Below are 14,649 nucleotides of genomic sequence, written 5' to 3'. Positions count from 1 at the left end.
TTTTGACGAAGCTTTCGACAAGCCACACTTTTATGTTAAAATAGAAGCACGATTCAAACAAGTAAAGGGGCGTTTTTTGTTGCAACTCCATGACCATGAGCGTATTGACCAACTCTACGCAGAAGATATTCAAATTATCCAAAGTTCCGAAGTGTTTTCTTTTTCACTCGATGCCGTCTTATTAGCAAATTTTCCTAAAATCCCTAAACGTGGCGTGATTGTCGATTTATGTGCGGGTAATGGTGCTGTCGGCCTTTTCGTCAGTCGTAAAACTGACGCCCAAATTTATCAAGTCGAACTCCAAGAAAAGTTAGCCGATATGGCCCAACGAAGCATTGAACTCAATCACTTAGAAGAGCAAATGACGGTTTTTCAAATCGATTTAAAAGACAGTTTAGCTCATATTACACACAATTCCGTTGATTTATTGTTATGCAATCCACCCTATTTTAAAGACGTACCAACCGGTATTAAAAATCCCAATCCTCATCTGGCGATCGCACGACACGAGTTGCATACCAATCTTGATGAAGTCTTAGAGATGTCTAGTCGTTTATTAAAAACCAATGGTCGGATGGCGCTTGTTCATCGCCCCGATCGTTTCTTAGATATTTTAAATACGATGCAAAAATACCGTTTAGCACCGAAGCGTGTACAATTTGTTTACCCTAAAGAAGGAAAAGAAGCCAATATCTTACTAGTTGAAGCCATTAAAGACGGAAAAACAGATGGCTTTAAAGTCGCACCTCCGATTATTACTTATGATGAAAAGGGCGAGTATACACCCATTTTTAGACAGATGCTTTATGGCGAGTAAACATTACTTTTACGTCTTACACTGTAAAGACAATACCTTTTACGCCGGCTACACCACCGACCCGACACGACGCTTGAACGAACACAACGAAGGAATCGGTGCAAAGTATACCCGCCTAGCCAAACGGCGCCCTCTAACAATGATCCATCAAGAAGACTTTGAAACACGAAGCGAAGCAACAAAAGCTGAAGCAGCCTTTAAGAAACTAACGAGAAAACAAAAAGAAAGTTATTTAAAAAGACAAAGAGATGTGATATAAGCCACATTTCTTTGTCTTTTTATGATTTTTGATAATTTAGGTTAACCAATTAGTTCTAAGTAAGAGTCGTCATTTTTATTTACGAGTTTATTTCTAATATTTAAAACTATTCCGCGCTCGCCCAACGATCGTATGCCTCTTGATGAACTTGAATGTAATCTTTCACACCCATCCCTTCAATTGTCTTGACATACTTATCCCAATTTTCGATTGGCTCAACACCTGTAATAAATTTGGCTTCCATCTGCTCAACATATGTTTTTAAATCCGTTGCTACATCACGAACTTTTTCAGATTCTTCATTCGTTAAGTATAATAATGGGAACGTAACTTTAGCAAATGGCGTCACTTTTTCGAGTGTTTCTGCTTCAATGAAGTCTTGGAATTTCGTATCCACTTCTTGATTCGCATCTTTTAAAATCGGTTCTGATTTTTCCTGACCTAATTGTGGCACAGGAATACCATATGCAGGTGTCACTTTTGCACGAGACTCTTCCGTGTTATCAAGGTTGACACCTTCTGTATAGATACGAACTTGTTCACCCTTATCATTTTCCGCGTATTCCCATAACGCCCCTTCTGGACCAGAGTTAATTAAGTCCGATCCTTCTTCAGAATAGAAGTAATCAACCCAACGTAACGCCGCTTCTGGTGATGGATTATTTTTTGTCACTGCAAAAGTTGCACGCCCTAAACGTGTACTTCCTGGTGCGATACGATCAGGATTAATTTCAGATGTTAATGGGTAGAACATTGGATCGGTTACTGCCTCGCTCTCTGGTTTACCTGTTGTAAAGAATGAGAACCAGTCAGGGAATAAACCTAATTGATTGTTTTGTCCCTTGGCTTTTTTCTGCTCATCGGATTGTGAATACACTTCTTGGTCGATTAGCTTTTCGGAATATAATTTGTTCATAAAAGTCACATATTCTTTATAGTTATCTGTAATTGGTGCATAAACTACTTTACCATCAATTTCTTCAATTTCACGATTGGTCAGACCAAAGGCGCCTAATAACCAAGGTCGTGTCGAATCCATTTTTACATCCAGCATTGGGATTTCGTCTTTTTTACCATTCCCATTGGGATCTTCGTCACGGAAACGTACAAGTAAGTCATAAAATTCATCCGTGGTTTTTGGTAATTCTTTGACATCTAAAGCCTCTAGCCATTCGCCATTATACCAAAGTGGCCCACGTGGCCAAATAGCTGTTGCTCCTCTGGAAACCATTGGCAAGGTATAAATATGACCATCTGGTGTCGTAATCGATTTACGAATCGATGGATCTTCGTCTAATACTTTTTTCAGGTTCGGCATATGTTCATCAATATAACCTTCAATTGGCACTAAAATCCCCTGACTACCATAGTCCATCTCCATTGCTGGCGTCAAATTATTCCCATCTGTCCCAAATAAAACATCCGGGATATCACCACTAGCAAAAGCTAGGTTTAATTTCGTCGCAAAGTCAGCCATCGGTGGCGTGATATAGTCGAACTCAATATTTGTTTTTTCTGCCATCGTCTGCAGCGCTGGCATATCTTTCCATTCGGCAATTCCTACGCCTGGTCCCATCATCGTCATTGTAATTTTTTCTTTAACGATTGGAAATTCACCCAGCGCTCCCAATTCAACGTTACTTTCTTTTTTATCCGTATTTTCAGTGTTTACTTTGCCACTATCCTCACTGCTAGAACTATTCCCATTACTACCACATGAAGCTAATAATATTCCACAAACCAATGCACCCATAAGTAATTTTGTTTTTTTCATCTTTTTCTCTCCCGTATATTAGATTTTTTCTAACTCGAACAATCTTATAAAAAATGAAATGAAATGAAATATAAATCCGCCCAGCTAATGTACAAAGTAGTGATTTTTTTGACGACTCTCCTTTCGCTTATTTTACGTCATCGAAAGTAAGTGTTGTTATTATGTTGCTAAAGATAACATACTCCAAAACCTTATGAGTCCAACTAGTCACAAATCTTCGTTGACAATCTTTCAAAGGATTTATTCACATAACCACCAATGAAACATTATTTATTGGATAAAAGACTGACTGTATTTAAGCTCCCCACAAGGTAACACCTCCTGATTAAGTTAAGCATACATCATAATTAAAGCGCTTACAATATTTCTATTGTATTTTTTCACCCTTGATATATCAACGTTTATATATGAATGTTATATAAAATACTTATTTTATATACAATCACACAATCTCTATTACACATCATCAAAGAAAATCCCCAGAGAAATCAAAGGTCGATTTTTCTGGGGATTGTCTCTTATTTCTCACAGTTAGGCACTCTCAAAATAGCCTCTTTTTGAAACGGCATTTCTTAAGCAGTGTCTCGGTCATAAGCTAGAATCTTTTTGAAAGTAAAAAACACTTTCAAACGATTTTTTGCTTATGACCGAGACGCTAATCGCTTAAGAAATAACCTCTTTATTTCCCTGCGCGTTTTTGGTATGTGCCTTCTGATGTGTTAACTTCTAATAGTTCACCAGCTTCGATGAAATCTGGAACGTTAACTACTAAGCCAGTTTCCATAATTGCTGGTTTACCTGATCCAGTAACCGTTGCACCTTTGATTGATGGTTGTGTTTCTGCAACACGTAAGATAACTGTTGATGGTAATTGAACACCAATCACTTCTGAACCGTAGAATTGGATGCTTAATTCCATGTTTTCTAGGATAAATTTCATTTCATCTTCGATTGTTTCAACTGGGATTTCATATTGATCATATGACTCTAAGTCCATAAAGAATCCAGTATCGTCCATTGTATATAGGTATTGAACTGTTTTTGTATCGATGTGTGCTTTTTCAAATTTCTCGTCTGGACGGAAAGTTGTATCATATGTTGCGCCTGTTCTTACGTCACGTAATTTCATACGCATAACGGTATTGCCTTTTCCTGGTTTATGGTGGCTTGCATCCAAGACTTTAATTAATTTCCCGTCTTGAATAAACGTCATACCAGCTCTTAAATCTACTGCTGTAATCATATTCTTTATCCCCTTCATGTAAAAATCATTCAATTCATTTTAGCAGAACCAAAGGCTTTTGACAAACGTCATTTCTCTGCTTCTCGCTTAAGCAAAACTTCTTGATCTGTTCCCTTCATTAATGCTTCATTGTAAAATTCAGAACGCTTCGTTAATTCTGAATACAATGCATCAAATCCGAGCTGTTCAGCAAGCGTTTCACGCTTAGAAAAAAGGTTCGTTCCCAACCCTAAACGTTCACCTTGAACCGTTGCTCCTAAGGCTGCTAACGTCGTTGGATACATATCGAGCGCTGTCGCTTGTCGATTTTTCGTTTGAATTGCTTCTAATGGCGCATTCAAAATCGTATTATAAACGGTTCGCGGATACAATGGATCTTCTTCATCAAAAAAGTCACTGTCCATTGTTAAGTGATCACCAACGAGTATGACTGTTGTATTTTCATAAAACGGTTGTTGCTTAATCCAATCTAAAAAGACCATTAAGCGACGATCGTTATCAAAAATTACATTCTTATATTGGTCACCAAATAAATTTGGCGTCTCTTCTGTCGCAAAGCCATCTTCAAAATGCGTATCGACCGTTAACATAGTGAAGTTAAACGGTTCGCCTTGATTTGCTAGTTCCGTAATCGAATCTTTAGCAAACTCAAAGAGCTTACGGTCTTCAAAGCCCCACCATTCCCAATAATCTTCCGGAATCAGACCTTGCTCACGTGCCCAGTAAACATCTTGAATCTCATAATTTCCATGCTGGGTAAAGTATTTCCCACGCCCAGCAAAATCACGACTCGAACCCATCATTAGACGCTGATTGTAGCCTTCTTTTTCAAGGATTTCACCAAGGGAATACGCCCCCGGGAAAAAGTTCGTTCCATCTTGCCCATATTGATTCGCATCAACATCGCCACCTGCTGCGCGTAATGGTAAACCGGATGTTTGAGCCACCATTGAACTTGCCGTTTGATTCGCACCTGGTACTTGATAAAAGCCCCCTAAATTTTCATTATTTGAAAAATGGGTCCCTTCAGTTAAAGCCAGTTGAGTTAGATTTGGAATCAGATTCACATCTTTTATCCCGCCAACTTCTCGTGAGGCATAACTACTTTCCATTGATTCTAAGTAAATATAAATTAAATTTCGTTTTTCTTGCGGAAACGTCACTTCAACTTTCGTCGGATCGACATAATAACGTTCGTAAATATCTGATTCTTCAAAATAATAAGCCTTAATGTCCGCATAACCAATTTCTCTCACACCAATAAAGACACTGCTCACCACGACCAGAAAACTCGTCAAACCCACCAATAGTGTCAGTAACGATTTTTCGCGCTTCTTTGTTCCTATCGAAATCGTATAAAGTGAAAATACCACAAACAGACTAAAGACAATAAAAAAGAGATTCAGCGTCGTAAGTAAGGGGTGTTCAATAAAATGGATGACTTGACTGGGATCTGAATCACCCAGTGGCTGACTCAACGTATAAACCATTTGGTCAAATGTCATATTACCAAAAGAATTCACTGCCCAAACACTACAAACACCTAATAAAATCCCAAGAAAAGCGACAATACTCGAACAAGTAATCGCAATAATTTGTCGGCGTTTTAGAGCAGCTCGCCGCTTCAATCGTCCGCTTTCTATTAAGTTTAATACCATTTTTAATCCACCATAAACAATCAATGCAGCTAATATCGCTAAGAAAGTGTGTATATAGTTAACACCCGCTATCGGTAAAAACCACGTCCAAAAATTCCAAATATCCAATCCCGCACTGCGCCAAAAGATCAAGGTCAAACAACTCATAATTAAACCTAAATACGGTAATAAAATAAAGGTCACACGCTTTTGTCTAGGTAGGATTTTCGCTGCGATAAATAATAACAATCCGCATAAAAATAACATTCAATTCTGCCTACTTTCTGTCAATCATTCTTCTCAAAAGTATACCATAAATCAACGATACTGCGGAAACACACTTCTGTTTTAATAAAATATTAACCAAAAAAAGACAATCAAGCGAATTCGATTCGCTTAAGTGCCTTTTAAATAGTATTGAAGTGATTTAAAACGAAGGTACTAATGTATCGCTGTGTTCTTCTTCTAAAAAGTTACGGACTTCATCACTTGTCATGTATTTGTGCAATGCTTTAATTTTTTCTGAATCTTTATTGTCTTCACGTGCCACTAATTGAATAGAGAAACGATCGTCAATGTTTTCTTCTAAGAATAATGCATCGGTTGGTTTCAAACCAATTTTAGAAATATACGTTGGATAGTTATAAACCAATGAAACACCTGGTTCACTGTAAGCTTCCGCTAAGTTCAATAAATCAACGGCTAACCATTCCAAGTTTTTAGGATTTTCAATTACATCTTTCGTTGTCGCATTCGTTCCAACACCTTCAGTTAAAGTGATTAAGCCTTGCTCAGCTAAAATCGCTAACGCGCGACCTTCGTTTGAAGCATCATTGGGAATCGCCACTTTGCTGTTTTCTGGAATTTCGTCAACTGATTGGTAATCTTTTGAGTAAAAACCAACTTTTGCATCGTAAATTGGTTGAATGGCTACCAGATTCGCCGCTTTTTCTGAATTGTACTTTTCCATAAATGGAACATGTTGCGCAAAACTAGCATCGGCTTCTTTACTAGCGACCATATCATTATAAGCCACGTTATCGTTGACTTGAACTAATTTAATTTCCCAGCCATCTTTTTTAGCCACTTCTGCTGCGACTTTGACAACGTCTGTCATTGGTGCTGCTTGTCCAGCAACCGTGATCACTTTATCTTCTTTTGCATTGCCTGCTTCTTTATCCTTTGCACCACAAGCTGCTAACGTAACCATCGCTACAAGTGCGACTACCCCTAAACCAATTTTCTTCATTTTCCATCCTACTTTCTTTTATCTAATTGATAGGCGATTTGATTACCTATCATTTGAATTAAAAATACAAAACAAACCATCAAAATAATGGCAAGATACATAATGCCGTACTGATAACTTTGATAACCGTAACGAATGGCAAAATCACCAATCCCGCCACCGCCAACAATTCCCATCACCGTAGAATACGAGACCATACTCACAATTGTTGTCGTAAAGGCTAATATCAAGCCACTCCGACCTTCCACTAACAAAAAGTAACAAATGTATTGCCACTTATTCGCACCAAGTGAATCGGCTAATAATCGTATCTCTTGCGGAATGTCTAGTAAGACTTGTTCCACCAGACGGGCAAAAATTGCAACCGCAACTAAACTCAATGGAAATGAAGCCGGCACCGGTCCAAAAGCTCTACCAATTAAGAAACGTACGACCGGAATCAGCGTCACGACCAACAGTAAAAAGGGATACGAACGAATCACACTAACAATGGCATTTAATACCCAATAGCTGACTGTCTTTTTTTGCGTAAATTTAGGATTCGATAAGAATAATCCAATCCCCAGTGGTAAACCGATCACTAGCGCAAAAAACAAAGAAATTCCCATCATAATTGCCGTTTGCTCAAGCGATAACTGTAATTCTGGCCAATAATAAACGATTTGTTCAGACAAGGTCATGGTGCTAACCTCCTTTGAACTTTTTCAAAATAGGTCACGGTATCCATCTCAACCTTAATCGGTGTATTCATAACCTCACCTTGTAACTTGCCCTCTTCTAAAACAAGCACCCGATGACAAACCTTTTTAACCGCTGCTAAATCGTGACTGACAAAGAAAATCGTCAAACCAAACGCTTGATGAATCTTTTGCAATAAGATTAAAACCTCATCCGCATATTCCTCATCCAACGCACTGGTCACCTCATCGCACAACAAAATTTCAGGCTTTCGCACAAGTGCCCGTGCTATTGAAACCCGTTGCTTTTCTCCTCCCGAAAGCTGACTCGGATAAGCCGTCATCTTTTCTTGTAGCCCAACAAAAGCCAACAATTCAGTGACATACGCTTGATCCTTTTGCCCAATCAACTTCAAAGGTAATGCGACGTTTTCAGCCACCGTTAAATTATTCAATAAATTAAAATGTTGAAAAGCCATCCCTATTTTTTGTTTCCAGCGTTGCTTTTCTTTTGTAGAAAGTTCTCCCACATCTAACCCATTGATTGATAGACGGCCTCGACTAGGTGATTCCATTAAATTCAATAGACGCAACAACGTCGATTTCCCTGAACCACTCTTACCAACTACCCCAACAAACGAACCTCTTTCAACTGAAAAAGATAATTCATTAATCGCTTGTTTTTCACCATAAGCATGACTTACCTGCTTCAGCTGATACATTTCAATCCCCCTTCCACCTATACCAAACAATAAAACCATCTGTACTACTATCCAACTCTCCCTTTGTTCATTTTCACGAAAAAAATGAACAATAAACCTTTATTTATAAACATAAACAAGAAAGTTTGTTCAGTAAAAACAGAATAAAACAGTTTTAAAAACTGTTTTATTCATTATAGAACGCAGACACAAAAAAAACAACCAGAAAGAACTGGTTGTTTAAAAAGAATCCAGTATACGCCAACATTAATCAAATTGGTTCAATCGCCATTTTTCAATTCGGGTATCAAGACTTTGATTATAAAGCGGATCGGTTGCGTATTTACCAGTTAAAGCTTTTGTCGCTTCCTTATACGTTTTGGCATTTTCACGCCACGTACCAGAGTAGTAATTATGATCCCAACTTACGCCTTGTCGTAATTTTAAAGCATTGTCTTCAAATGATTTCAAGAGAGTTGGGTATTTTCTGAATGCAGCTAAAATCGTCACCGTTTCACCTGTCGTGGCGTCGTATTCTTTCGTTTCAACGAAGTATTTTTCATATTTACCTTCATCTTCATTTTCCTTAAATTTCATTCCGAAAAAGTTATTGGCTTTTCTCGCCAATTCACTCGTTCCATAATTCGACTCTAAAATGGCTTGTGCAAGCATCACTGACGGATACAGTTGGTTTTTATCAGCAATACTGCGAGCAGTATCGATACTCTGACCAATAAAACGGGCTTGCGAATCATCAATATTAATACCAGATGCATCGAAATAATTCCAACGATTGTCAATTTGAGCCCAACCTTTTGTCACTTGGCCACGATTGTTCAAGTAATACCAGTTATTATTTTCTTTCACCCAACGAGACGTCGTATCAGTGGTACCAAGTGCATTGATATAGCCAATCCAACGATTATTGTCATATAAAGAGAGATAGCGTGAACCGTTGTAATGCTGGTAGACACCTTTAGCTAGATATTTTTTCCCGAGATGACTACCACTGGCTTTAGACGACCAACTAAAATTACGCCAAATCGCATAATTGTTTGTTTTTACCGTGACTGTCTTACCATAACTTTGGTAGGTACCTTGTTGATCTGAGACCACTTTAGCGCCATCAGCGTTCATATACCCTAGCCAATTCCCTTTATTGTCATAGACAGATAAGTAGCGAGAACCATTGAAGTGATAATAAATCCCTTTTGCTAAAAATGTTTGCCCCTGGTATTTACTGGAATGAACATTGCTTGACCATGAAAAATTACGCCACAAATCGTAATTTCCTATGATACTAATGTATTTGCCATAGCTATGATAAATACTTTCTTGACCTCTTGCTGCATCGGTCCCCTTTTCATTGATATAGCCAACCCATTGGTCCTTTTGATTGTAGAGCGATAAGTAATGGGAACCATTGAAATGATTGTAGATACCTTTTGCTTTGAATGTTTGATTTTTAAATTGACTGGCTGAATAACGTTTTTCCCATTTGAAATTTTGCCAAATCGTATACGTTCCTTTGATAGAAACATAACGCGAAATGGATTGAAAAGCCCCCTGATCACCTATCGCTTTTTTTACCCCATTTTCATTGATGTAGCCAATCCATTGATTTTTATTATTATAGAGCGACAAGTAACGTGAGCCGTTAAAATGATAGTAGATACCCTTTGCTCGGAAGGTTTGATTTTTAAATTGCGTCGCAGAATGACGTTGTTCCCATTTGAAATTTTGCCAAATTGTATAGGTCCCGTTAATCGATACAAATTGATCGATACTATGAAACAGACCTTGTTGACCATCAACGATTTTTAATTCTGTCGCACTTATATAACCTAATAACTGATTTTTGTTGTTTTTTAACGAGAGATATTGCTTACCATCTGAAAGCTTAAATTCTTTTTCAACCAACAATGTCTGCAAGTAATACTGACTACTTCTCGCTTTCTCTTTTTGCAAAGTTAAATCTTCCCATAAAATCAAATCTTTTGAAGTGATTGTTGCATATTTCCCAATCACTTTTTCAGAAATAATCTCATTGGTCTTTAGCATCAACTTACCTTGAACCGATTCCTCAAACAACGACTCACTAATAGTCGTCTCTGTCGTTGCTACACTTGAATCATCACTCTCTTCAAATTGGGTCGAATCGAAGGTTTCAATCACCGATGAACTTCCTTCCGACTCGAACTCTCCACTAAAGAATTCGCTTTCATTTAACGTTTCGCTTGTCATTAATGTTTCCTCTGTTGAACTTTCCACAATTGATTCTAGCGACGGAGGAGTTGTAAATTCATCTGAAAAAACAACCGGAATACTTGAGAATGACAGAATAAGTAAGCTACTAGTAACAATACCCTTCATGATTCTTTTCATCATCGTTCACCCTTTTTCTTTTTGTCGTCAGCTCATTATAACACGGTCACATTGATAACTACTCGAACCTCGTACCAGCAAAAGAGTTGTTATCATAATTATAAGATTTCTACAAAATAAAAACACGTATCGTTGACAGCTAAATCTCAACGATACGTGTTTTAAAATAATTGTTTATTTTGTAGCGTTAGCATTAATGTAGCCAAGCCATTGGTTCTTCGAATTATAAAGTGAATAGTAAGTCGAACCGTTAAAGTGACGGTATTGCACTGCTACGTAAAGTGTTTGATTGAGGTACTGATTACTATTGGCTTTTTTCTTACTAAAACCAAAGTCCTGCCAAATCGTGTAATTACGTTTCACAATTTTTTTATTAAACTTTGCTGCCAGAGCTGCACCACCGCGACTCTTTTCAGTATTAACCCCTCTTTCATTAATATAACCTAACCATTTGCCTTTGTTGTCATATAAAGACAGGTAACGAGAACCATTGAAGTGATTGTAGTAGCCACGAGCTTCAATGGTCTGACCTTTGTACAGGCTTGCTTTCGTCTGATTATTCCATGAAAAATTACGCCATAGATTATAATTTCCTTTAACTGTCACAAATTTTCCATACTTATAATGAATCCCTTGCTGACCACTTCCTTGACGAACGCTCATTGCGTCGACGTAACCAATCCATTTCCCATCATTTGTGTATAAGGAGTAATAGATTGAACCATTAAAGTGATGATACTTCCCTCGCACTTGCACCGTTTGATCATAATATTGACCCGTTATTCCACGCGTTGTTGAAAAATTAAAGTTCTGCCAAATCTTATAATTTTTTGAACGAACCGTCACATACAGCGAATGAGAAATATAAATCCCACCTCGACTCGTTGCATACGTTAAAGCGCGGGAATCAACAATCCCAATTTGTTTTTGATTACTATCTTTTACGGATACGTATTTTACACCATCCGCGTAAGTGTACTCTTTATCGACATATAACGTCTTTTGGAAATATTGACTACTTGTCGCATTTTGTTTTTTAAACGACAAGTCATTCCAAAAAATAAAATCTTTTGCCGTAATTGTCGCATATTTATTAATCACTTTTTCAGAAACCGGTTTGATATCTTCTACTTCACCCTCAATCGCTGAACGGTTTGAAAACATCCCAGTATGATCCATATTTACATCAAACGTTTTATTTTTTATTTCTGTAAATTTCATCGAACTTGACCATTGCCATGCACTATGCGCAGTATGCAAAATATTTTTATCGCTCGGCTGATAGGGATATTGTGCTATCCATAGATTTTTTGCACCAAGCATTTCTGATGCTAAAAGACCACGTTCAAATGCGCTTGCATAAGAATAGTGCATCGTTGTAGGGTAACCTAAATCTTTTAATTTATTGGCAAAGAAGATCGAATTTTGAGTTGAGAACGCATTAAAATTCTCTTCAATATCGTTCACCATAATCGTGTTACTCGGTAAGTTCAAACGTTTTGCTTCTGCAGCGTAGTACGCCGCTTCAGCTTCAGCACCTTCTTTTGTTAAAAAATGACTGTAATGATAGGTGCTCACTTTCAATCCTGCTTTTTTAGCATTTTCAATTTGTGTTTGCGCATAAGGATTCTTATAACTTGTTCCTTCTGTTAGCTTAACGACGACACCCGTTACTCCATGCTTTTTCATGTATTCATAATCTTTTACAGATAAATCAGATTGATAAGATGCAACATCAATGAAGTCCCACTTCGGTCTTCCTGTTTGATCCTCAGTAATAATATCTGCCTTCGAGCGACTTTTTAACATGGTATTAACTGTGTTTCCTAATTCATGATTGGCATTAGGATCAACTACTGGTTCTTCTGTATACGGTTGTACAGGAAATTTAAACCACTGACCATTGTAAAAGACCTCTTCATATTGCTGTTCTTCCGATTCACTAAATAGTTCTTGACTACTTGCTTCAGTCGCTTGAGATTCCTCTGATGCCAGAACCGATGATTCTAACATTTCTTCTAGCGACTCATTTGTAATTGTCACTAAAGGCTCGCTCAAAACATCACTAGGAACGGTACTTTCTATCGTTTCAGTAGCGTACTCTTCGCTTGAAACATACGTACTATCCATCTCTTCCGTTCCTTCTGCCAATACTGGTATTGATTGAAGTAATGGCGCTACCAACAGACTACTAGCCATCAACCCTAATACTATTTTCCGCTTCATTTTACCCCACCTTAATTTTATATTATCCTTTGTTTATTCTAACACAAAAAACCACTCTCAAGCTATATCGGCTTAAGAGTGGTTTTAGTAAATATTGTTATATTTTAAAAAAATGATTTTTTATGTAAATAATTTGAAGTAGTTCTAGAAAAAATATGTTACTTAATTCCTGAATACTCAATTGGCAGGTTAACTTTGGTTTATGTACAGTATTAAACGGTCGGATCGTACATTCTCCCTAAGGGGAACTGGAATAACAGTATTTTTTTCTTCAATAATATGATTTCCAATCTAACATGATAATTCAAGTATAGTTTGGGATCATATTTTTTTGTATTCGTATTATTATTAACCACTTACTTTAGTTTTTAGGCGCTGGCATTCAAGGTCTAAAAAAATACACAAAAAGCAATAACCCTTAATATACAAGCCTTCAGTAATAAGTCAAACAATAAACTTATTGACTATAGGTATTTTATTCAGAACAAAACTAATAAGGAGAGAAATCAAAAAAACTATTATCGAGATTATTGGAACAGATGTGACCGGACTTAGCGTCGAAAAATCAAAATACTCATAAATCTTCGAAATAATTAATGCATGTACCAAAAAAGCTCCAAAAGTATATCTAGAGAGATCTCTAACAATCTTATTATCAAATCTATTTAAATACGTTTTTCCCAGTATAAACACCATTACACTAGCTAGAAAAACATTAACTGAAATATTCGCAAAGTAATTAACAGATAACCTAGCTATATTAACAGATGCTTTTACTGTAAGAAGATATGTCGATAAGATTCCAAAGACCCCTAGTACGAATATCCATTTTTTTATTTTCGTATCAATTTCTTTAGTGCTTAAATAATATCCTAAAACGTAATAACAGAAATACCCTGAAACTGCTCCAATATTAGTCAAAGCTATCGTTTTATTTAAGCTATTAGTAATTAAAATCAGATTAGGTGTACCAAAGTCGTTAATTAAAATAGTAAGCGTAGGTAAAACGAAACTGAATACAAATGAGACGCTTATAAAATACTGTAAAACCAGTTTATTTTTAGATACTAATGATAATACTGGGATACTTATATATAATCCTATAATCATTGGTAAAAACCACATATGTGAATGTCCTTTTATCGTTTCTATAACTATTTCTTTTAATCCAATGAAGTTAGGATTGATCAATGCGTATAGAAGAGACCAAAAAATGAAAGCAGTTACGAGTCTCGGTATTCTTTTTACAAAAATAGTTTTTAAATTATAATTCGTACCTAAAAATAATGCCCCACTAATCATAATGAAAATTGGTACAGAGAATCTTACCAAGCTATCATAAAACACATATACATTCCATTGTAGCGAGTTAATTTCAAATAGCTCGATATTTCTAGCTGCTACGTGTAAAACAATAACTGCAAATGTTGCAATTATTCTCAAATAATCAAAATACACAACCCGTTTTAACAACACTAAATCCTCCTATGGCACATCAATTTATATTCAACACACTAATTCATTTTTAATTTCTATAATATTTTCCGAAACAAACTAATCTGACATAATAAATAGTTGAGAGCAAAACCAACTAAAATAATAATCAGAATAATCAATAGAGAAGCCAACATACTAAAAACACATGGTTTCATCCACTATTCTATACGAAAAAAATCCTTAT

Annotated in this window: 11 protein-coding genes; 2 read left to right on the top strand and 9 right to left on the bottom strand. The window is 36.6% G+C overall.

The window, feature by feature from the left end; genetic code table 11:
• Positions 1-79: 79 nt before the first annotated feature.
• Together IEV09_RS10025 and IEV09_RS10020 are read left to right on the top strand one after the other, a co-directional pair.
• Positions 80-817 carry a tRNA1(Val) (adenine(37)-N6)-methyltransferase gene (locus tag IEV09_RS10025; protein WP_188368168.1) on the top strand — a complete coding sequence of 246 codons (738 nt, stop codon included), beginning with the start codon at positions 80-82 and terminating at the stop codon, positions 815-817.
• On the top strand, positions 807-1,076 hold the full coding sequence (locus IEV09_RS10020) for a GIY-YIG nuclease family protein (protein ID WP_188368167.1): 270 nt from the start codon (positions 807-809) through the stop codon (positions 1,074-1,076). Before IEV09_RS10025 ends, IEV09_RS10020 begins: the two co-directional genes overlap by 11 nt.
• 106 nt (positions 1,077-1,182) lie before the next feature.
• Here the strand turns inward: IEV09_RS10020 and IEV09_RS10015 are convergent, their stop codons facing one another.
• From IEV09_RS10015 to IEV09_RS09975, 9 genes are all read right to left on the bottom strand, one after another.
• Positions 1,183-2,850: an extracellular solute-binding protein gene (locus tag IEV09_RS10015; protein WP_188368166.1), complete on the bottom strand. Its 1,668-nt coding sequence runs from the start codon at positions 2,848-2,850 to the stop codon at positions 1,183-1,185.
• A 679-nt stretch (positions 2,851-3,529) separates the two neighbouring features.
• Positions 3,530-4,093, bottom strand: a complete 564-nt coding sequence (gene efp / locus IEV09_RS10010) for an elongation factor P (protein WP_188368165.1) — start codon at positions 4,091-4,093, stop codon at positions 3,530-3,532.
• Between the two features lie 68 nt (positions 4,094-4,161).
• The gene (locus IEV09_RS10005; RefSeq protein WP_188368164.1) at positions 4,162-5,997 is read right to left on the bottom strand and encodes an LTA synthase family protein; all 1,836 of its coding nucleotides are present in this window, start codon (positions 5,995-5,997) and stop codon (positions 4,162-4,164) included.
• Between the two features lie 160 nt (positions 5,998-6,157).
• On the bottom strand, positions 6,158-6,979 hold the full coding sequence (locus tag IEV09_RS10000) for a MetQ/NlpA family ABC transporter substrate-binding protein (RefSeq protein WP_188368163.1): 822 nt from the start codon (positions 6,977-6,979) through the stop codon (positions 6,158-6,160).
• An 8-nt stretch (positions 6,980-6,987) separates the two neighbouring features.
• On the bottom strand, positions 6,988-7,659 hold the full coding sequence (gene emtB / locus IEV09_RS09995; RefSeq protein ID WP_188368162.1) for a metal ABC transporter permease EmtB: 672 nt from the start codon (positions 7,657-7,659) through the stop codon (positions 6,988-6,990).
• Positions 7,656-8,378 carry a methionine ABC transporter ATP-binding protein gene (locus IEV09_RS09990; RefSeq protein ID WP_188368161.1) on the bottom strand — a complete coding sequence of 241 codons (723 nt, stop codon included), beginning with the start codon at positions 8,376-8,378 and terminating at the stop codon, positions 7,656-7,658. The genes emtB and IEV09_RS09990 overlap by 4 nt, the downstream gene beginning before the upstream one ends.
• Positions 8,379-8,624: 246 nt before the next feature.
• Positions 8,625-10,745, bottom strand: coding sequence for a glucosaminidase domain-containing protein (locus IEV09_RS09985; protein ID WP_188368160.1), 2,121 nt, complete (start codon positions 10,743-10,745; stop codon positions 8,625-8,627).
• A gap of 171 nt (positions 10,746-10,916) precedes the next feature.
• Complete coding sequence (locus tag IEV09_RS09980) at positions 10,917-12,968, bottom strand: GH25 family lysozyme (protein ID WP_188368159.1); 2,052 nt, start codon at positions 12,966-12,968, stop codon at positions 10,917-10,919.
• Between the two features lie 444 nt (positions 12,969-13,412).
• Positions 13,413-14,441: an acyltransferase gene (locus IEV09_RS09975; RefSeq protein ID WP_188368158.1), complete on the bottom strand. Its 1,029-nt coding sequence runs from the start codon at positions 14,439-14,441 to the stop codon at positions 13,413-13,415.
• Between the last annotated feature and the right edge of the window lie 208 nt (positions 14,442-14,649).

Origin of the sequence: Enterococcus alcedinis (genome assembly GCF_014635985.1) — a bacterium.
GTDB lineage: Bacteria > Bacillota > Bacilli > Lactobacillales > Enterococcaceae > Enterococcus_I > Enterococcus_I alcedinis.
Note: the sequence above shows the minus strand (reverse complement) of the source record. Positions and strands in the feature narration are given on the sequence as shown.

What these genes read in the sequence shown, in the direction of transcription:
- IEV09_RS10020 (WP_188368167.1), top strand. Translation starts at nt 807, where the DNA reads ATGGCGAGTAAACATTACTTTTACGTCTTACACTGTAAAGACAATACC.
- IEV09_RS10015 (WP_188368166.1), bottom strand. Translation starts at nt 2,850, where the DNA reads ATGAAAAAAACAAAATTACTTATGGGTGCATTGGTTTGTGGAATATTA.
- efp (WP_188368165.1), bottom strand. Translation starts at nt 4,093, where the DNA reads ATGATTACAGCAGTAGATTTAAGAGCTGGTATGACGTTTATTCAAGAC.
- IEV09_RS10005 (WP_188368164.1), bottom strand. Translation starts at nt 5,997, where the DNA reads ATGTTATTTTTATGCGGATTGTTATTATTTATCGCAGCGAAAATCCTA.
- IEV09_RS10000 (WP_188368163.1), bottom strand. Translation starts at nt 6,979, where the DNA reads ATGAAGAAAATTGGTTTAGGGGTAGTCGCACTTGTAGCGATGGTTACG.
- emtB (WP_188368162.1), bottom strand. Translation starts at nt 7,659, where the DNA reads ATGACCTTGTCTGAACAAATCGTTTATTATTGGCCAGAATTACAGTTA.
- IEV09_RS09990 (WP_188368161.1), bottom strand. Translation starts at nt 8,378, where the DNA reads ATGTATCAGCTGAAGCAGGTAAGTCATGCTTATGGTGAAAAACAAGCG.
- IEV09_RS09985 (WP_188368160.1), bottom strand. Translation starts at nt 10,745, where the DNA reads ATGATGAAAAGAATCATGAAGGGTATTGTTACTAGTAGCTTACTTATT.
- IEV09_RS09980 (WP_188368159.1), bottom strand. Translation starts at nt 12,968, where the DNA reads ATGAAGCGGAAAATAGTATTAGGGTTGATGGCTAGTAGTCTGTTGGTA.